At 43.7% G+C, this 18952-nt stretch carries 12 protein-coding genes, 9 tRNA genes, 2 rRNA genes and 1 pseudogene; 7 read left to right on the top strand and 17 right to left on the bottom strand.

Annotated features, from left to right (window positions below; genetic code table 11):
• Positions 1 to 610: 610 nt before the first annotated feature.
• A complete protein-coding gene (locus OF158_RS01020) occupies positions 611 to 958 on the bottom strand; it encodes a DUF1064 domain-containing protein (RefSeq protein WP_264302936.1) in 348 nt (115 codons plus the stop codon).
• Positions 951 to 995: a hypothetical protein gene (locus tag OF158_RS17590; RefSeq protein ID WP_368043845.1), complete on the bottom strand. Its 45-nt coding sequence runs from the start codon at positions 993 to 995 to the stop codon at positions 951 to 953. The genes OF158_RS01020 and OF158_RS17590 overlap by 8 nt, the downstream gene beginning before the upstream one ends.
• A gap of 1882 nt (positions 996 to 2877) precedes the next feature.
• Here OF158_RS17590 and OF158_RS01015 point away from each other — a divergent pair.
• Positions 2878 to 3108, top strand: coding sequence for a hypothetical protein (locus OF158_RS01015; protein WP_264302935.1), 231 nt, complete (start codon positions 2878 to 2880; stop codon positions 3106 to 3108).
• 5383 nt (positions 3109 to 8491) lie between these two features.
• Here the strand turns inward: OF158_RS01015 and OF158_RS01010 are convergent.
• The 4 genes and pseudogenes from OF158_RS01010 to OF158_RS00995 all read right to left on the bottom strand — a co-directional run bounded on the left by OF158_RS01010 (position 8492) and on the right by OF158_RS00995 (position 9934).
• Positions 8492 to 8668: a hypothetical protein gene (locus tag OF158_RS01010; protein WP_264302934.1), complete on the bottom strand. Its 177-nt coding sequence runs from the start codon at positions 8666 to 8668 to the stop codon at positions 8492 to 8494.
• Positions 8668 to 8917: pseudogene (locus OF158_RS01005) on the bottom strand (helix-turn-helix domain-containing protein). Before OF158_RS01005 ends, OF158_RS01010 begins: the two are co-directional and overlap by 1 nt.
• Positions 8918 to 9706, bottom strand: a complete 789-nt coding sequence (locus tag OF158_RS01000) for a BRO family protein (RefSeq protein ID WP_264302933.1) — start codon at positions 9704 to 9706, stop codon at positions 8918 to 8920. It lies immediately after the preceding pseudogene.
• On the bottom strand, positions 9707 to 9934 hold the full coding sequence (locus OF158_RS00995; protein ID WP_035182893.1) for a helix-turn-helix domain-containing protein: 228 nt from the start codon (positions 9932 to 9934) through the stop codon (positions 9707 to 9709).
• A 161-nt stretch (positions 9935 to 10095) separates the two neighbouring features.
• On the opposite strand from OF158_RS00995, the gene OF158_RS00990 reads away from it, so the two are divergent.
• The 6 genes from OF158_RS00990 to OF158_RS00960 all read left to right on the top strand — a co-directional run bounded on the left by OF158_RS00990 (position 10096) and on the right by OF158_RS00960 (position 14387).
• Positions 10096 to 10524, top strand: coding sequence for a helix-turn-helix domain-containing protein (locus OF158_RS00990; protein WP_035182898.1), 429 nt, complete (start codon positions 10096 to 10098; stop codon positions 10522 to 10524).
• Between the two features lie 12 nt (positions 10525 to 10536).
• Positions 10537 to 10950, top strand: a complete 414-nt coding sequence (locus OF158_RS00985; RefSeq protein WP_052042130.1) for an ImmA/IrrE family metallo-endopeptidase — start codon at positions 10537 to 10539, stop codon at positions 10948 to 10950.
• A 102-nt stretch (positions 10951 to 11052) separates the two neighbouring features.
• Positions 11053 to 11400 (top strand): PH domain-containing protein, encoded by a 348-nt coding sequence (locus OF158_RS00980; protein ID WP_035182902.1) that lies wholly within the window; start codon positions 11053 to 11055, stop codon positions 11398 to 11400.
• A gap of 64 nt (positions 11401 to 11464) precedes the next feature.
• Complete coding sequence (locus tag OF158_RS00975) at positions 11465 to 11797, top strand: YjgN family protein (RefSeq protein WP_035182903.1); 333 nt, start codon at positions 11465 to 11467, stop codon at positions 11795 to 11797.
• A gap of 17 nt (positions 11798 to 11814) precedes the next feature.
• Complete coding sequence (locus tag OF158_RS17550) at positions 11815 to 13056, top strand: thermonuclease family protein (RefSeq protein WP_080738156.1); 1242 nt, start codon at positions 11815 to 11817, stop codon at positions 13054 to 13056.
• A 98-nt stretch (positions 13057 to 13154) separates the two neighbouring features.
• Positions 13155 to 14387 carry a tyrosine-type recombinase/integrase gene (locus OF158_RS00960; RefSeq protein ID WP_264302932.1) on the top strand — a complete coding sequence of 411 codons (1233 nt, stop codon included), beginning with the start codon at positions 13155 to 13157 and terminating at the stop codon, positions 14385 to 14387.
• Between the two features lie 86 nt (positions 14388 to 14473).
• Here OF158_RS00960 and OF158_RS00955 read toward each other — a convergent pair.
• The 11 genes from OF158_RS00955 to OF158_RS00905 form a co-directional block, all read right to left on the bottom strand.
• Positions 14474 to 14545, bottom strand: a tRNA-Gly gene (locus tag OF158_RS00955).
• A gap of 40 nt (positions 14546 to 14585) precedes the next feature.
• Positions 14586 to 14658 (bottom strand) — tRNA-Lys (locus tag OF158_RS00950).
• Between the two features lie 47 nt (positions 14659 to 14705).
• Positions 14706 to 14777: transfer RNA gene (locus OF158_RS00945), tRNA-Gln, on the bottom strand.
• A 64-nt stretch (positions 14778 to 14841) separates the two neighbouring features.
• Positions 14842 to 14926 (bottom strand) — tRNA-Tyr (locus tag OF158_RS00940).
• A 5-nt stretch (positions 14927 to 14931) separates the two neighbouring features.
• A tRNA-Thr gene (locus OF158_RS00935) sits at positions 14932 to 15007 on the bottom strand.
• A gap of 7 nt (positions 15008 to 15014) precedes the next feature.
• A tRNA-Val gene (locus OF158_RS00930) sits at positions 15015 to 15087 on the bottom strand.
• An 11-nt stretch (positions 15088 to 15098) separates the two neighbouring features.
• A tRNA-Glu gene (locus OF158_RS00925) sits at positions 15099 to 15173 on the bottom strand.
• Between the two features lie 11 nt (positions 15174 to 15184).
• A tRNA-Thr gene (locus OF158_RS00920) sits at positions 15185 to 15257 on the bottom strand.
• Positions 15258 to 15263: 6 nt separating this feature from the next.
• Positions 15264 to 15335: transfer RNA gene (locus OF158_RS00915), tRNA-Asn, on the bottom strand.
• A gap of 7 nt (positions 15336 to 15342) precedes the next feature.
• Positions 15343 to 15458, bottom strand: a 5S ribosomal RNA gene (rrf, locus tag OF158_RS00910).
• A 406-nt stretch (positions 15459 to 15864) separates the two neighbouring features.
• Positions 15865 to 18797: ribosomal RNA gene (locus OF158_RS00905) — 23S ribosomal RNA — on the bottom strand.
• Between the last annotated feature and the right edge of the window lie 155 nt (positions 18798 to 18952).

Here is an 18952-nt window from a genome sequence, read left to right as displayed (position 1 = left end):
GTCAACCGACATTGTCTCCATCACTTCCAGTCATATTTTCCGCCGCGTTTTACCAGCATCGGCATGTTTCTTGCTATAAGATGCTATCCTTCCGTATCCGTTCTTTGTTCAACCCTTCCTCTTAGACTGTTATATCTACCAATTCTTCACGGTCCTTAGATAAGGGCCCGATGTTCAACGACCCTTCTTGCCATTGCCAATCTCATCCGTTGTGCGCTCGCCCCGTCTTACCCGCTTCCAGCTGTTCCGGAGTTAGGATACCTGATTGTATCCTTGCCGGGGCGTTTGGCTCTCCATCCGGTGCTGGTTCGGAGATTGTATCTGTCCTCAGGATCATGAACGTAAGTTACTGTCATCCATACCACTCCTAAACTGTTTATTTTGGTTATAAGACGCTTTGAGAGTTGTATATATAAATAGTCATGCTTAGTTTTAAGACTCGAATATGGAGCCAACTCGAAGGCTAGAAAACTAAATCCCTAACTGTGCCATTTTCTTACTGCCTTCCGCTTCTTCTCCAGCTCGTCAAGCTCAACCCAGCCGCCCCACTTCTTGCTGTATGTAACCAAGCTGAGTTTATGGGGATATTTATGTTCGAACAGCTTTTTCTTTATCTTGAACGCTTCAGTTTCCACGCCCGTTTACATCCACAACTTCGATGGGATCCATCCAAATGGTGGATCTCGAAATCTGCGATGTTCTCAATCTTGCGGATTTTTTTTTCCGTTTTTCTCGAAAGCTTCCTGAAGCAAGTACCGCGGGCTGTAACCGATAAAATAAGATTTGATCGTTTGCTTGCAACCATTTGAGCTGGTTCATAATATCTGGCCTCGATCTTGCTATCGAAGATATATCCATCCAATTCAACTTTTTTGAGCCAGTACTTCGTTTTTTTAGTTTGCTTGCGGTATTCTTTTGCTGTCATTCGTTCCTGCATGTTTGCACCGTCATTATCCATTTTCCTGCCGTCTATGATTTACGGCATTCTTTTCGATATAGGCAGCTTCAATCTGTTTCCCAGGGTATAGCCGAGCATTTCACCTAGTCCATGGAAGTTTGAAAAATAGAAATTCATACCATGCTTTTCTGCTATCTTCTGTATATTGTCTAAAAGTTGAAGCTCATTCAAATCACGACGCCAAGTTCATTTTCCTAATTTCGTATATGCTTGCTCAATGCTGGTTGAGAGATGTTGTTGGGTTCCTAAATATAGAACGTTGGGTTCTGCCAAAGGTTACGAGTTTTATTTTACGTCTGTTAGCTGCTTAAGAAGTTCATTTCCTAAAAACATAGGCATTTGTGGACTAGGTAGTGTGGAAAATGTTCCGGTTCCAAGAGGTGGAAGTTTTTGAAGTAGCACCAAGTACATTGGAAATGGCATTGTTATGCCTGTTAGTTAGCCATAAAGACAAGAGCCAAGGACTAGTAACGAGGTTACGAATTTGGGAGCGGTAAGTAAACGTGTAAGCGGTTCAAGTTGAACGTTTCGGTCCTAATTCAAGCCATCGTTTAATTGCGGTACGTTAGGAAAGAAAAGTTGTTACACGGATAGGTCAAGGCGGACGCGAAGTTTATTAAAAACATCCAAGTGAATTTTATGAGGAAAGGTTTTCGGACAAACTTAAAGAGATAGCAGAACCCGGGCTAGGGCCCGCAGAGTCGGTCAAACAAATCGGAACGGACGTATTTAGGTTAGCGAAACGATTACGGGTAGACGTACGGCTAGAGCTAAGGAAGTGCGAACGGTGCGAGTATTCGGACGACCTATTGGCCTAAGAAACGGTATAGTGAGTGGGTAAACATAAAAAACCTCCCAATTTCGCATGTTCTCTAGTACTATTCTATCCAACATCTAACTAACTAATAATTTAAGTCACTATAAGTGAAAAAGCTCGACCGCCTCATCCACCGAGGCGAAATCGAGCCTATAACACCGTAACCAGTAAAAAAGTGGGGTGAAGGAAGGCGACAAGTAGATCTATGGCTAATTTGTAGTTGTCGGGTAGTTAATGCCTTAGTTGTAGTATAGAGTAACGTTAAAAGGATCACTTAAGTCGTGGAACGTATTAAAGTGGTCAGAAGTCTTTCACTAATGCGTAGACAAATTTTTGTCGAACACGCGAGTAAGGAGTATAGAGGAAAGATCACCGTTCTTGAACGATATAAGAAAGTACTTACGGTCGACATGGCACGGCTGTCCCGGTAAAGCAACGAAGCGTTATAACTAAAGTTGTTACAAGAAACGCAGACATAGCGCAAGTATTATTAGAAGCGCTATATTCTTGTATTAGTATAGACGTAGGACGAGTTACGACGGTCTCAGCGCGTCTAGTGAGTAGTATCCCACAAACAGGACAGAAACGAGTTGCGGAGCCCTTTCAACGCTATTCTCGTGATGTCCATGTAATTTGACGGAACGGTAGACAAAATTGAGAGCGCATTACGACGGTTAACGGTCCAGCACGGCCAGTTTAAAAGGCTCGCAGCATTAGTCGACGTCCATTAGATAGTGCTGTTACACAAAGTCTAGGCCCATGAAGGCGACGCAAAAAGAATGCCGGCGGGAATAGAGACGCTGCCAAACGCACCTAAGTAGTACCTACAAGTATTCGGTGAACAGTATATAAGGCTAACGAAAGTAGCGGGACAAAGCTAGAAGCAGTCTTTTACAGGCCATGCCCAAAGAGGTGAACCGTGGAAGTTATAAAGGCTAACGTGAATTGTACGCGACACAGTCGACGAAAAGGCCGTAGAGTTCTCTTTTATGTAGACGATGTGGTGGTCAGTGCGTCGTAAAGTAACGGTTCAAATTCCGTTTCCGACAAAATGGGTAACTCCCGGACCGGCGGTGATACTAATTCAGAGGCGGTAAATCAGGTGGCCAGTACAGCAAATTTAGAAACTTTGGGCATAGTTAAGGCCATTCGAGCGGCACTAGAAGCAAGTAGAGCCGTATCTAAAGGTATTCACAAAGAGCAAACAACGAAAGAAAAAAATTGGGTTAAAGGACGTAAAGGTGTATGCAAGCTATTTACAGTAGACGGCAAACTAGCCAAAACAACAAGTCCTTTAAACGGCGTCGAAGACGGTCAAAGGCACAGAACATAACGAGGTTGTGTTATAAAACTATCCTACGTTATAAACGTCACCTGCCTGTACTTTGTCGATCAAGACAATACATCCTCTGGGGCGGCTGTAAAAGATTCAACAAAGGCTAGAACAACTGTTGGCAACGTCACAGTTAAGGGTGTAAGAGCGAAACGTCGAGAAAGTAACGAAAGTTTTACTCGGCCAAAAAGTATACCAAGTCTACAAGGCCGAGGTCTTGCTAAAGTAAATAGTCCAGACCAAGGTTTTTGTGCCGGGGTTCTTGGTATAAAAGCCGAAGATCGCAGAGTGAACAGCCTCGCTCCGACAACAAGTCTGACAGGTGCAAGTAGAGAAGCAACAAAACGTTACGCAAGTCGGGGAGCTCAACGGTAGAAGACATAAAGAGATTTTTAAGCAAAAATCCACAAAGTATCTGGCTATAAAGCCTATACCTTCCACCCTTTCCGAATAGAAACTATACCCGAAAATCGGCCACGTAATGGAACAATTTCAGGTATAGAAACTCGTACAGAGGGGTATTTCGTTAGGCTAGTAGCCATTGCAGTTTGGCGCTTATCCGTCTCAACTAGCAGAAATTATAAAAATTCTAGACTAGTCGCAAGTAAATGACGGGAGGAGTTCTTTTCTTTCAAAAGGAAGAGCAAAGTAGGCAAGGGTAGCAAGGAGGTCGCAAAGAAGAAAAAACCGGATATAGGCCTTTTACCTTGTTGTAACGAAAATTCAAAAACTATGTATAGTAACTGTATACCAAGTATCATAAATTATCTGCTATAGAAGGGTAAACCTAAAAAAGCCATCTTTAGTAGTACAAAGCAAAAGTAGGTACTTTATTAAACGAGCTGAAGCTGTAGGTTAAGCCGGTAAGATAAATACGTTCGTTATAGTAGTCCTAATTCTTACTAAGGAGGCGGTTCTAAATTTTTCCGCCTAAGATATCGTCGTATGAATGAAAAGAAATGAAATGAAACGAAATGAAATGAAACACATGAAAGACGCCGCAAAGACAGACCAAAGACGCCGTCTTTGAGTAGTCTTTGTCCCCGTCTTTGAAGTAAAAAACTATCAACCATCGCAAAGACGTAGAAAAAAGCGAAAAGTTAGTGGTGGGGGCGGGACGAAAAATAGGGCCCCCTACAGTTTTGAAAGGACAAGAGTATACGGAGAGCCAGCTTTGTAAAGGCAAACTCACTACAAAGGTTGTAAACAAGTTTAAAGAGTCGTCTTTGGGGATGAAAAGACGACTCATAGACTTATCAAAGACGCAGTCTTTACAGCTCAAGTTTAAGACGCCACGCCATTTAAGAAAGATCGTCCTACTTTATTTTTCGTATAGGTAGCAAGGGTATTTCGTTGGCATTTCGAAGTTAAAAAAGTAGTAAATGACGTAGACATAGTACGCCTTTTATCAGGTAAGGAAGAAAAAAACCGGCACGGTTTCAAAAGTGGTGGAATAAAAATAACCGTCGGGGGAGTTTCTTCTCCCCTGCGAAAATAATTTTACCTTTGAGCAACAGAAAGTAAAGGAATTGACTGACAAAAAGTAAAAGACAAAGGCCAACGCCTAGTCCAGGTTGAAGAAGAAAGAAAAGAAGGCCAAGACCTACTATTAGTTAATGAAGGCCGAGCAGTAGGTGAAGTAGACAATACAGTACGCAAAGAGCAAGTAGGAGTCATTGTCGTCAGACGTAAAGTTGCGAGTCCTACGGGGTAAACGGCTCGTACAAGGCCTATTGACAGAAGTACCGGTAACGCAGTATTAGCGAAAAGGTTTGCAATAATTCTCGAAAGAACAGAAAGTAAAACAACACGGCCTAGGCCACGCGAAGCTAGAGTAGAAACCAGGTTATTTGACAGAAGAGTTTAGGCAATTAGTCGAATTTTATAGGCGTCATCGGCTGATGGAATAGCGAACACCGTGGAAGGTCTAGGTCAAGTTAAAGAAGGCAGTTAGCTAAGGTAAAGAATTCGAGCGGAAGAGCCTGACGTTATTGCAAATAACGGAATATAACAGGACAGGAGTTTCGGTCGACTTACATGGGAAATATCGGTTCAACTTTGACTCGACGAAATACCGGAAAGAACGATAGTATCTTACCGTGCTAGGTACGTATTGGGTCCAAGAACAGGTGGCCGTTTAGTTCCGAACGACGTTGGTACCGTGAACTTTATTATGAGTAACCAAGCCGCCGGACTTACAAACCCAGTGGCAACATTTCTAATTCGTCACTTCTGTATTTGACACCGCGAAAGAACAGGTCATGGACGAGCTTAAAGAAGACGTAGCAACCCCATAAGTCGTCACGGAAATTGGGGTCACTGACCCGTCTATGAACAAAACAAGGAAGGACAAACAAACGTTAAACTAAAAAATCACGACGTAAACATCGGTAATGAATTGGAGGAAATGGCGTTTAAACGCCTTACTACAAAGAAAGTTTTGGACGACCATTTACAGACCCTTGAAAAGAGCATTGCGAAACCTCAGTTGGGCCAAAACATGGACGAAAAAGGTTCACTGTTCCATTAGTGAATGGACTGGCTAAAGTCGTAGGAAGTTAAGTCGGAACTAAAACAAGAGCTAGAGTCAAAATCGACAAAACTACTCGAAGAGCAAAAGGAAATAGAAGTTCATAAGGAAGTTTATCCGTAATTTTAGAAACCCTTCTTGTTAGAGAAATAGGCCTAGGCTAAATCGTATAAAAAGTCGGTCCATGAAGAGCCGACGCGATGAAGGCAGGTCAAAGCCCCGTTGTGGCCGGTAGTGTAACAAAAGGGTTTTCAAGAAAAGCCGAAGTTTTTAGTACAACTAGTTGAGAAGCAGTGCGAGCTAAAGGAAGGTGTGCTTGGCCAAAGGCGGCTAGTCGTGCCGTTACATAGGAAAAAGGGCCGGACATTGCGGGTTTATCACGACCTGAACCTGTTCCATACTCCGGCCTTGGAGTAGTGGACGGGTGAGAAAGCGTTCTATGCGCGACCGACAGAATGTAAGGTCGTGGCGTCTGAGCGGCTGGTGGTTAGATAGATGTAACGGTGCCTATTTTCCTATTAGACCTACAACTATGTATTTCAAACTGGCCGCTTGGAAAAATAGTCACGCGAAAAGTTTGAGGAAACGGTGCTGTAAGAGGTAAACTAAAGGGGTTATTTAACGAAGTGACAGCTAAAGAAAACCGAGATGGACCGGCCAAAAAAGTTCGGTGTTAAGTTTACGACACGCCATAAATAAATCTGGATCTTAATGCGGTCGTAGCGACGGCGGTTAAGGGAAACACGCGAGAACCTCGGTAAGTATGGCCGAGTAAAGGAAACATCCTTACCATAAAACTAAGTAGCGGTACAAAGAAGTGGAGAACTAAATCAAAAGTTTCTGGACATTTTACAAACACTACCAATTATAAACACGCAAAGTGAGGGAGCCGTTTCCCTCAAAAAATAATCCGACACATTTTGAAGCGTGGTGTTTGAAGAAGGTCTATGTTAACTTCCAATAGAACGTTTTGCTCTAGTGGTAGTTAAAGTTGATGAAGAAGCGGTTTTTTCTAAAGTAGTGGCTTTATCAGCTTTGGCTTTTTGAGGCCCAGTAAAGAGTCTAGAGGTATGGCCGCGTAAGAACATTATAGCCCCACAAGTTAACACAAGTATCACAATAGTCAGGAAGGACCGAATTTAGTTCGTACATTACGACACTTATACTCAGAAGGCAAAGTGGTAGCTTTTGTTAAGGTATGAACTTTATCTTCCTAATAGTAACTTTTAACAAAACGAGAAGGGTAAGTAGGTTTGACACTATGACGTTTAGGAAGGCAGTGCCATGGTTAGCTACGACACTTGAAACTTAGCAAAGGGTAAGTGTAATTCGTGACCGACAAAGTAAGAAAAGGGGAAGGTCGAACTTAACGGTCCGTGTTGTTCTACACGAAAAGTTTCGCTAAGTCAAATTCGGTTAGTGGACAAAATTAAAAGTAAATGAGCGGGGAAAGAATAATTTTTTAAATTCGTATAATCAAGGACATGACTTAGTAATGCTGTTAGCTTTGTTAGTCTCTTTCTTATCTTTGTTAGGTTGATTATTTCCAATTTTAGTATTTAAGTGGAGGAAAAAAACAGATTTTCCGTTCGTTCCTAAACGTGGAACGTTCACAGGTCTGGGATCGTGGTCGAGATACAGCCTTAGCTTGGCTGAGCGTCGGACTGAGAGTCTAAAATCGCAGATGATAAGGCGGTGACGGAAACCGGACAGAGTAGTCGTGGCCCTCCGATAGAGGCCACCTGATCCGCTCGTAGTGCGGATCAAAGCTGAACTAAAGAACGAATACTAGATAGTCGGCCGATACCAGTATTAGAAACTACTATTACTGTCGCAGACACCAGAGTTATTTGGTGGGCACTGACGCCGGTTTGTGAAAAAATTTTATTGCTAATTGTGAACTTATCGATTAGGTAAAGAAGAAGTAAAGTGTGTGGAGCGACATACACCATATTACTTTCTCGTTTAATTGTACATATATTAAAGGAAGCAATTTCCCATCAAACTTCGCGTAGAAGAATGACGAAAAGAAAAACAGATTAAAGTTGGTTCGGTAACTGCTAACGAAACTATATTTACAGTACTTTTCGAAGTAGCAGCTGCAACTACATAAGCCTGTTACGAAGGTCTTATTAAAGTCGGAAAAGCATTTATAAGTAAAGTCGGTGAGGAGATTTTCGGTAGACGGTTACTAATGCCGGCCTTGTTTGGTAGGGTACTTATACTCGAGTGGGTAAAACAACTGGTGGGTTTTTATATTAAAACACTTATAGTTACGGAAAAAGCTAGTTAAGTGTTTAGTACCGTAACTAAGCCAGGACGACCTAAAAGGCAAGAAAGTTAGCGAAGTCGAGACGCTCTCTGGCCAATTTTAGTTAGTAAGCGTAAAGACGGTACAACTCGACGGGCTCAAGGTCAAGCCAAAGTCGATTTACGTCCGTACAAAATGTCGTAAACATTACGAGTTAACGAAAACCGTTTAGTTGGCCGTTTTTTAGAAGAAACCATTAGTAGTTTAAGCGGAGAGTGAAGCATCAAAAGATTCATGAAAGAAACTAAGAAGGTAATGTCATTTTGGTATTAGAGCAAGGTTATAGTACTCGTCCAACAGCTAGCAATGGGCTCGGAGCTACTCGAGTACGTAGTAGGCAGCTTGTAGGAGGGCAAGCAGTAAACTCGTATGCAAGCCTCCGAACTGGTTCCTTTGAAGCAGCTACTATGCCTCACGTAGGAAATAGAGACGAAGACGCTAAAGAAGGTCTTGGTATGCCACGGCAAGTTGCATGCCAGGAGGGTATTGGCCCGAACGGTCAGGAAGGCTTTTGAGCACGTCCTAACTAACGAGCTTAAGTATTAAAAATATCCAGACATACCGTACTGCACGCTGTAGAAATAAGTACCATGCGCAAGGAAAGCAAACGAACAAATGGAGTTCATATGACTGGTAAGTGTCTTGTGCGATTGTTTCTGTGTTAGTCCTTCTTGTTGCAGAATCGCCAAGGCTTCTTGCACCTTTGCAGATTCTTTCATCAGTAGTTTCCCCCTGTACAAAGATCTTGTTTATTCTGGACATCAGAAAACAGTAAGATAAAACTAGAACGATGCAACACTGTTTTCCTGGCAGCAATCCATTTATCGATTGATTCACGCGAAAAGAAGATGCGTTTCCTAACTCGGAAAAATGGGATCTGCTTTTTCACGGACCATGGTATAAATTGTGTCTGGGTGAACACCTAAATAAGTTGCAACTTCTTGGACTGTTAGGGTGTTGTTACGCATTTAGACCACCACCTCAAATTCTTTGATCAGGAGTTCGGCCAATTTTGATTTGACCCCTTGCCAGTGAATTAGAGGTGTTAGTTTTTCAACGTCTCCTTCTGTTCGGCTGACAACGGTTGGCTTTACAACAAACAACCCTTGTTCCAAATAAGTTTGTTTTGGATTGTTGTGTTCACCGTCCGCCGGAGATGAGATATCCATGGGAACGTAGCCAGCGAATAATTTGTTACGGCCGATGTTGATGCCGTGCTTGTCGTACAGCATTTTGGCAAATGCTCCGATACTGATTGCACCAGTTGAGTTTGAAACGACTTTTCCAAAACTTGTATACGGTAGGTCAGCTTTTTGCTGTTCGATCAATTGATTTCGTTCCTGCTCGGCCTTAACTCGTTTTGCTTTTTCTTCTTTGAGATTGGTAAGTAGCCCGATCAGGAAGTCAGGATCACTGATTGTTTTTTCGAGCGTTTCTGGTGTCATGTATGCGCCATGTTTTCGGATGGACGGGATAACCTCATGGGTAATCCAACGTTTGAATTCTTTGGCTTCAGGTTTGCGGCTGCGGAGTATTGCTGAATATAGTCCTGACTCGCTTATGGCAATAGCTCCCCGTTTAAAACCTTCTAATTGAAGGTTTTGCTTTTCATCATCGTCTAAATGCTGGCACATCGAAAAAGCATCTTTAAATTCCAAAATACTTGCTACATCTTTTGCAACAAACCATGGTTCGCCATCTTTTAAAATGGTGCGAACTTCATTTTGTTTAAAATTGAAGACTTGCAATGAGTTCAATTAACAAACCTCCTTCTTTGTTTGAGAATCTTGTACTTTTTTGCCGAATAAATAATCGACATCTTTATCAAGAATCTCAGATAATTTTATTGCCATTTTTAAAGGTGGGTTAGAATATCCGGTTTCCCAATTGCTAACGGCTTGCTTACTGCATCCAAGCTTCTCTGCTAATTCACTTTGGCTTAGATTCTTCCGGTGGCGTGCCTTAGCAAGGCGTTCATTTCTCAAGCTATCCCCTCCTGTCGTATGAGAATCTTGAACTTTATATCCCCATTATAGTACAAGTTTCTTGTATGTCAATAGAAAAATATGATTTTCTTGTACTTTTATTTAAAGATCCTGTTTTTGCTGTACAATAAACTTGTACATAAATGGAAGTGGTGATTAAGGTGCTAGCGAAACGGCTCCGTCAGGCACGAAAAAACAAAAAACTTACCCAAGAACAACTTGCCCACTTAGTCAAGACAACCAAGGGAACCATAAGTAACTATGAAAATGAATATAGTACACCATCTAATGAAATGCTTAAGGATCTTGCTAAAGCATTAGACGTTACAACCGATTATTTATTAGGTCGGTCTAGTGATCTCCCGAAACTGACAGAAAAAGACGAAAAAGACATTGCAAAAAAAATGGAAAGCATCCTGGAAGAAATGGACTCCGACACGGCGCTAGCATTCGACGGGGAACCAATGGATGAGGAAACAAGAGAACTTGTGCGAGCCGCAATTGAAAGCAACCTTCGCCTGACTAAGCAAATCGCAAAGAAAAAATTCACTCCGAAGAAATATCGCAAAGATCCAGATGATGAAGCTTAGGGGTGAAGGATTATGGATTGGTTAAAAGAGATTGTTAATAAAGAAATAAAAAAGCACAGAACAAACAATCCATTTGAGATTGCTGATCACAAAAATATTATCATAAGATATTTCCCTTTAGGCAATACTCTAGGCTTTTATATGAAAAATGTCAGACAACAGGTAATTACGATCAATTGTGACATAGATGACTATTTAATGATGTTTGTCTGTGCTCATGAACTTGGACATGCTATCTTACACCCTAATGAAAACACGCCATTTCTTCATAAAAACACATTGTTTTCAAAGGCAAAAATCGAACGCGAAGCAAATGAATTCGCTGTCAATCTGCTTTTATACAATAAAAATATGCAAGATTACGAAACTAAGTTCGATGTACTCCGAGAAAATGGCATTCCTTATGAAATGGAACGTTTTTTATAGATGAAAAATGGTACTTTTTTCCTGCAATTATACTTACATGAAAAGTCAGCATTCTCTAAATAGAAATTATTTATATACAATACTTTTAAGGAGGAAATTACTTTGGCTTTTTTCAACACATCTGCAGAAGACAGGTACAAAAAGCAAATACAGGAATTTCTATTCGATGGGGAAACAATCGAGCATGTTTATGGTCTAGCCATTGATTTTGTTGCTTTGACAAATAAACGTCTGATTTTTGTTGACCAATCCTTGCTTGGTAAAGAAACAGGAGTTGTATCCATTCCCTATTCCCGTATTGATGAAATTGGGATCGTAAAGGATAAGTTTTGGTCTATGTCCGATAAAATTATGATTACCACAAAGCACGATAAGCATGAATTAAAGCTACTACAAGGGAAAGATGAGGCATTGAAGTTTTATAACACTCTTGCTAAATACATATGCTGATTTCATAATTGTGCGTAATCTCATAAAGAGATTAATATAAAAATATTTTACAGGGGGAATTTTAATGGCAAGTCCGGTTGCAGCAAGTCAGAATTTAGAATCACATTTTGATGGGGGGTTAGCACAGTACATCGGTTATTGCATTTTAGGATTTTTGGTAACGGTTTGTACACTGGGGATCTGCTACCCATGGTCTTTTACTATGATTTATAGTTGGAAAACCAAACACACCGTTGTAGAAGGCCGGCGCTTGAGTTTCGATGGTACAGCAGTCCAGTTGTTTGGAAACTGGATTAAATGGTGGTTTTTCTGCGTGATCACACTAGGAATATATAGCTTTTGGTTATTTATCGCTTTAGAAAAATGGAAAGCAAAACATACGCATTTTGCAAATTAATTTAGGGGGTTCAAGAAATGAAAAAGGGAGGAACCGGTTGCCTGGGATTTATTATTGTTTTATTTTTAATTGGTTTGGCAATCCAGGCAGTAAAATTTGTATTTACTCACATCTACGGCATCTTTCTGATATTGGCATTAGTTTCTCTTGTTTTAATATTTGTAGGTCTGTTCAAACCAAACGTTGCCTTTTGGTCAAAGAAGAAGACAAAGAAATCCGCTGGGATCGGATATCTTATCCTTACTATTGTATTTTTTATTCTTTTTGGAATTTCAGCCCCAAATCAAGATACAGCTACTAAAAAGAGCAATGTCGATACACAAACAGCATCGTCTAAAGTACAAGATGAAGATAAAGATAAAGCTGATGCTCCATCATCTAGTAAAAAATCAGACGAATCTAAGACGGAAGATAACGGTAACAAGAAAGATGATAGTAAAAAGACTGAAGACGACGCTTCAAATTCCAGCAAAGCAAGCACAACTGCTGCAACAGCTGATAAAAAAGAAACAAGCAAATCAAGTTCCAGCACAAATACGACTAAAAAGCCGGCATCATCATCTAATCAACAAGCTGTTACATTAGTCGAGACGGTTGATGGTGACACAATAAAGGTAAACTACAATGGGAAAGTTGAAACGGTGCGGTACCTGTTGGTTGACACGCCAGAGGAAAAGAAACCAGGAACATGTGTACAGCCGTTTGCGGAAAGTGCCTATAACAAAAACAAGCAGCTGGTTAATAGTGGCAAGCTGACACTCGAATTTGAAACCAACGGTGATAAATATGATAAATATGGTCGGTTGCTGGCCTATGTTTATGTCAACGGAAAATCAGTCCAGGAAGAATTACTGAAAGGCGGATACGCCCGGGTAGCTTACATTTATAACCCACCATACAAGTATCTCTCAAAATATGAAAGTGATGAAAATGCTGCTAAAAGCAGGCACCTCAATATATGGTCAGATAGTGGATTTGTAACTGATTCTGGATTCAATGGGTGTGCAAAGGCATCGGCAGGAACAAGCACAGCTTCCAGTAGATCAAGTTCCAGCACAACGAGGCATTCAACGAGTTCTGGATCTTCAAATAGTTCAAGTTCATCGGCTACAAGTGCTCCCGCTTCTTCCGGGGCAACAGAAATTTTTGCAAACTGTACCGAGTTGAGAAAAAAATATCCAAACGGAGTGCCGAAAGGACACCCTGCTTATCAAGAAAAGATGGACCGGGATCACGACAATTATGCATGTGAAAGATAAGAAAGGCCCTGAGGGGCTTTTCTTTAGAACTAAAGAAGAACATACGTACTTAATTTTCTGTACAATGTCAATGAGTTTTTTGTACAAAATGGAGGTAAATGAATATGGCAAGTATACAAAAACGTGGCGCAAACTCTTTTCTACTTGTTGTTGAGATTGGATATAGTGCGAAGGGAAAACGCCTAAAAAGAACAAAAACAATCCATGTTAATGATCCGCAGTTATTAAAGAAAAAGAAAAAACTCAATGAGTATTTAAATGATGAACTGACAAAATTTAAAATTGAAGTGGAAGCCGGGGAATATATTGCACCTGAAAAAATGGTACTATCTGAGTTTGTAAAGGAATGGGAGAAAAAATATGCAAAAGAAGCCCTGTCAGGTGGCACTTTAAATAATTATCTGAGCAACTTTAAAAACCATATAGAACCGGTGCTTGGTGACCTTAGGCTAGACCAAATCAAAACAATACACATCGTAAACCTTTTGAATAATCTAAAGCGCACCGATGGAAATGGGGAAAGCTCAATCCACGTCAAACAATATACATACCGGGTGATAAGGAACATCATGAGCCGTGCTTACGAATGGAAGCTGGTAAAAAACAATCCGGTAGACGGTGTGAAAAAGCCACGAAATAAGGATGAGGAAATGCACAAAGTTAATGTGTATGACGAGGAAGAAGTGGAACAACTTTTTTTAGCTGTACAATCTGAGCCGATCCATTGGCGGATCTTTACTTCCCTCGCATTGGCCGGCGGGCTGCGGAAAGGCGAATTATTAGGGCTTGAAGTCTCGAAAATAAACTTTGACGAGCAGACAATTGAGATTGACCAGACCATTGTAATGGGAGAAAATAATAAACCCGAAATCAAGTCAACTAAAACTAAAAAGTCGGCACGCCTTGTCTCGTTGCCTAAAACCGTTATGGATGAGCTAAAGTTTTATGTAAAGTATCTTGAAAAAGAAAAGGAAAAAATGGGCGATGCATATGAGCAAGAACACCAATGGCTGTTTTGTAACGAATACGGTCATCATCTTTATCCGACGACACCAAGCAAATGGTGGTCCCGATTTGTTAAAAAAGCTGGAGTAAGGCATATCCGCCTGCACGATCTGCGACATACTTCGGCTACGCTTCTAATTAACCAGGGTGTGCATGCTAAAATTATATCAGAAAGACTTGGGCATGCTGATATCGGTATTACGATGGATACTTACGGCCACGCGCTCCGAACTGCGGATAAGTCGGCAGCTGAAAAATTGGATACTATTTTCCGGTCAAAAAGCCAAAAAGAATCAAACCGTCAACAATCCGTCAACAAGTCATAAATTGTGCTTCCGTGAGCTACAATTTATTGAAAAGCAAAAAACGCTCAAACCCTTTTATATCAAGAGGTTTGAGCGTTTAAACTTTAAGCGGAAGACGGGACTCGAACCCGCGACCCACACCTTGGGAAGGTGTTGTTCTACCACTAAACTACTTCCGCATATTTATAGAATACCACACACTTTAAAAAAAGAAAAGAGTGAGCCATGCAGGATTCGAACCTGCGACCCTCTGATTAAAAGTCAGATGCTCTACCAACTGAGCTAATGGCTCGTAAAAATCTATATATCAAATGGCTACGCCAATTCAATAGCAAAAGGCTGGGCCAGCTGGATTCGAACCAACGCATGACGGAGTCAAAGTCCGTTGCCTTACCGCTTGGCTATGGCCCAATTATCTATAGTATGAACCCTCTCACCAAAAAAATGCACCAAAGTGCATGTCCAAAAAAATGGATGGTGGAGGGGGACGGATTCGAACCGCCGAACCCTGAGGGAGCGGATTTACAGTCCGCCGCGTTTAGCCACTTCGCTACCCCTCCGTAAATGGTGCCGGCCAGAGGACTTGAACCCCCAACCTACTGATTACAAGTCAGTTGCTCTACCAATTGAGCTAGGCCGGCATAAAAATGGAGGATGACGGGCTCGAACCGCCGACCCTCTGCTTGTAAGGCAGACGCTCTCCCAGCTGAGCTAATCCTCCAAATATGTAAATGGTGACCCGTACGGGATTCGAACCCGTGTTACCGCCGTGAAAGGGCGGTGTCTTAACCGCTTGACCAACGGGCCAAAAAACTATAAGCTTCCAATCGGGCTCGAACCGATGACCTCTTCCTTACCATGGAAGTGCTCTACCTGCTGAGCTATGGAAGCATATAACTCCGCAGGTAGGATTCGAACCTACGACCGATCGGTTAACAGCCGATTGCTCTACCACTGAGCTACTGCGGAATATCGGGCCCGGCAGCGTCCTACTCTCGCAGGGGGAAACCCCCAACTACCATCGGCGCTGGAAAGCTTAACTTCCGTGTTCGGGATGGGAACGGGTGTGACCTTTCCGCCATCGCCACCGGACCTCAATGACAAAAATCATTATAGCAAAGTTTCCATTGCTTATCAACAGGAATTATGTGATTCCCTGAAAACCGGATGGGAGAAAAAACTGTAAACGGAGAATGCGTTTCTAACTTTGAGAATTGTCTAGCTCCAGCGCCTATCGGCTAGCGTATTTCTACGCTTTCTCCCTACGATAAGTCAACATCGGCTCGCCTTTAGGGGCTCGCCGTGTTTCCTTTATCTCAGTCGAAAGCTCCGAAATCCGTACGCCGATGAGCGAGGCGCTTCCGCTTTTCTATTGTCCAGCTCCGGTGCCTAGCCCCTCGAGGTCGAATAACCTGCCCGTCACGGAGCCAAAAGACGGCTCCATGCCGGTCAGAACATTCGCTTGTCGGGGCTAAACAAGGCACCTCCGCTTTTCTATTTGGTTAAGTCCTCGATCGATTAGTATCCGTCAGCTCCACGCGTCGCCGCGCTTCCACCCCGGACCTATCAACCTGATCATCTTTCAGGGATCTTACCAGTATAAACTGTGGGAAATCTCATCTTGAGGGGGGCTTCATGCTTAGATGCTTTCAGCACTTATCCCTTCCGCACATAGCTACCCAGCGATGCCTTTGGCAAGACAACTGGTACACCAGCGGTGCGTCCATCCCGGTCCTCTCGTACTAAGGACAGCTCCTCTCAAATTTCCTGCGCCCGCGACGGATAGGGACCGAACTGTCTCACGACGTTCTGAACCCAGCTCGCGTACCGCTTTAATGGGCGAACAGCCCAACCCTTGGGACCGACTACAGCCCCAGGATGCGATGAGCCGACATCGAGGTGCCAAACCTCCCCGTCGATGTGGACTCTTGGGGGAGATCAGCCTGTTATCCCCAGGGTAGCTTTTATCCGTTGAGCGATGGCCCTTCCATGCGGAACCACCGGATCACTAAGCCCGACTTTCGTCCCTGCCCGACTTGTAAGTCTCGCAGTCAAGCTCCCTTATGCCTTTACACTCTGCGAATGATTTCCAACCATTCTGAGGGAACCTTTGGGCGCCTCCGTTACCTTTTAGGAGGCGACCGCCCCAGTCAAACTGCCTGCCTGACACTGTCTCCCACCCCGGTAAGGGGTGCGGGTTAGAATTTCAATACAGCCAGGGTAGTATCCCACCGATGCCTCCGCCGAAGCTGGCGCTCCGGTTTCCAAGGCTCCTACCTATCCTGTACAAGCTGTACCAAAATTCAATATCAGGCTGCAGTAAAGCTCCATGGGGTCTTTCCGTCCTGTCGCGGGTAACCTGCATCTTCACAGGTACTATAATTTCACCGAGTCTCTCGTTGAGACAGTGCCCAGATCGTTACACCTTTCGTGCGGGTCAGAACTTACCTGACAAGGAATTTCGCTACCTTAGGACCGTTATAGTTACGGCCGCCGTTTACTGGGGCTTCAGTTCAGAGCTTCGCCTTACGGCTAACCCCTCTCCTTAACCTTCCAGCACCGGGCAGGTGTCAGCCCCTATACTTCGCCTTGCGGCTTTGCAGAGACCTGTGTTTTTGCTAAACAGTCGCCTGGGCCTATTCACTGCGGCTTCCCGGGGCATACACCCCAAAAAGCACCCCTTCTCCCGAAGTTACGGGGTCATTTTGCCGAGTTCCTTAACGAGAGTTCTCTCGCTCACCTTAGGATTCTCTCCTCGCCTACCTGTGTCGGTTTGCGGTACGGGCGCCTTTCACCTCACTAGAGGCTTTTCTTGGCAGTGTGGAATCAGGAACTTCGGTACTAAAATTTCCCTCGCCATCACAGCTCCGCCTTGGCGCGAAGGATTTGCCTCCGCACCGGCCTAACTGCTTGGACGCGATCAACCAGTGTCGCGCTTGCCCTATCCTCCTGCGTCCCCCCATCGTTCAAACGGTGAAGAGGCGGTACAGGAATATCAACCTGTTGTCCATCGCCTACGCCTTTCGGCCTCGGCTTAGGCCCCGACTAACCCTGAGCGGACGAGCCTTCCTCAGGAAACCTCAGGCATTCGGTGGAAGGGATTCTCACCCTTCTTTCGCTACTCATACCGGCATTCTCACTTCTAAGCGCTCCACCGGTCCTTCCGGTCCGGCTTCAACGCCCTTAGAACGCTCTCCTACCACGGACACCAAACGGTGTCCATCCGCAGCTTCGGTGATACGTTTAGCCCCGGTACATTTTCGGCGCAGCGTCACTCGACCAGTGAGCTATTACGCACTCTTTAAATGATGGCTGCTTCTAAGCCAACATCCTGGTTGTCTAAGCAACGCCACATCCTTTTCCACTTAACGTATACTTTGGGACCTTAGCTGGCGGTCCGGGCTGTTTCCCTTTCGACCATGGATCTTATCACTCACAGTCTGACTCCCAAGCATAAGTTTTTGGCATTCGGAGTTTGTCTGAATTCGGTAACCCGATGAGGGCCCCTCGTCCAAACAGTGCTCTACCTCCAAAACTCTCCGCTTGAGGCTAGCCCTAAAGCTATTTCGGAGAGAACCAGCTATCTCCAAGTTCGATTGGAATTTCTCCGCTACCCACACCTCATCCCCGCACTTTTCAACGTGCGTGGGTTCGGGCCTCCAGCAAGTGTTACCTTGCCTTCACCCTGGACATGGGTAGATCACCTGGTTTCGGGTCTGCGGCCTCATACTCTTTCGCCCTGTTCAGACTCGCTTTCGCTGCGGCTCCGCTTCTTCAGCTTAACCTTGCATGAGACCGTAACTCGCCGGTTCATTCTACAAAAGGCACGCCATCACCCGTTAACGGGCTCTGACTACTTGTAGGCACACGGTTTCAGGATCTCTTTCACTCCCCTCCCGGGGTGCTTTTCACCTTTCCCTCACGGTACTGGTTCACTATCGGTCACTAGGGAGTATTTAGCCTTGGGAGATGGTCCTCCCGGATTCCGGCGGGATTCCTCGTGTCCCACCGTACTCAGGATCCACTCGGAAGAGAACGAAGTTTCAGTTACAGGGCTTTTACCTTCTCCGGCAGGCCTTTCCAGGCCGCTTCACTTACCCCGTTCTTTTGTAACTCCCATATGAGTGTCCTACAACCCCAGAAGGCAAGCCTTCCGGTTTGGGCTGTTTCCTGTTCGCTCGCCGCTACTTGGGAAATCGCAATTGCTTTCTCTTCCTCCGGGTACTGAGATGTTTCAGTTCCCCGGGTGTGCCCTTCCTGCCCTATGGATTCAGGCAGGAATCCTGTCCGATTAAAGACAGGGGGTTTCCCCATTCGGAAATCTCCGGATCAAAGCTTACGTACAGCTCCCCGGAGCATATCGGTGTTTGTACCGTCCTTCATCGGCTCCTAGTGCCAAGGCATTCACCGTGCGCCCTTTCTAACTTAACCATAAAAGGATTAAATCCAAAAATAAGCGATTCTCGGTTTACTTGGTTTGTTTCTCCTATCCGGTTTTCAAAGAACACATGTTGAAGGATTGAACCTTCAAAACTGAACAAAACGGAAACGTCAAACTTAATTTTGGAAAACGAAGTTTTCCTTTC

Source organism: Weizmannia sp. WK01, from assembly GCF_025905465.1.
Classification (GTDB): domain Bacteria; phylum Bacillota; class Bacilli; order Bacillales; family Bacillaceae_C; genus Weizmannia; species Weizmannia faecalis.
Note: the sequence above shows the minus strand (reverse complement) of the source record. Positions and strands in the feature narration are given on the sequence as shown.

Coding starts and splice junctions, on each gene's coding strand:
- OF158_RS00960 (WP_264302932.1), top strand. CDS start 13,155: ATGAATATGGCAAGTATACAAAAACGTGGCGCAAACTCTTTTCTACTT.
- OF158_RS01010 (WP_264302934.1), bottom strand. CDS start 8,668: ATGAAAGAATCTGCAAAGGTGCAAGAAGCCTTGGCGATTCTGCAACAA.
- OF158_RS00975 (WP_035182903.1), top strand. CDS start 11,465: ATGGCAAGTCCGGTTGCAGCAAGTCAGAATTTAGAATCACATTTTGAT.
- OF158_RS01020 (WP_264302936.1), bottom strand. CDS start 958: ATGGATAATGACGGTGCAAACATGCAGGAACGAATGACAGCAAAAGAA.
- OF158_RS00985 (WP_052042130.1), top strand. CDS start 10,537: ATGGATTGGTTAAAAGAGATTGTTAATAAAGAAATAAAAAAGCACAGA.
- OF158_RS17550 (WP_080738156.1), top strand. CDS start 11,815: ATGAAAAAGGGAGGAACCGGTTGCCTGGGATTTATTATTGTTTTATTT.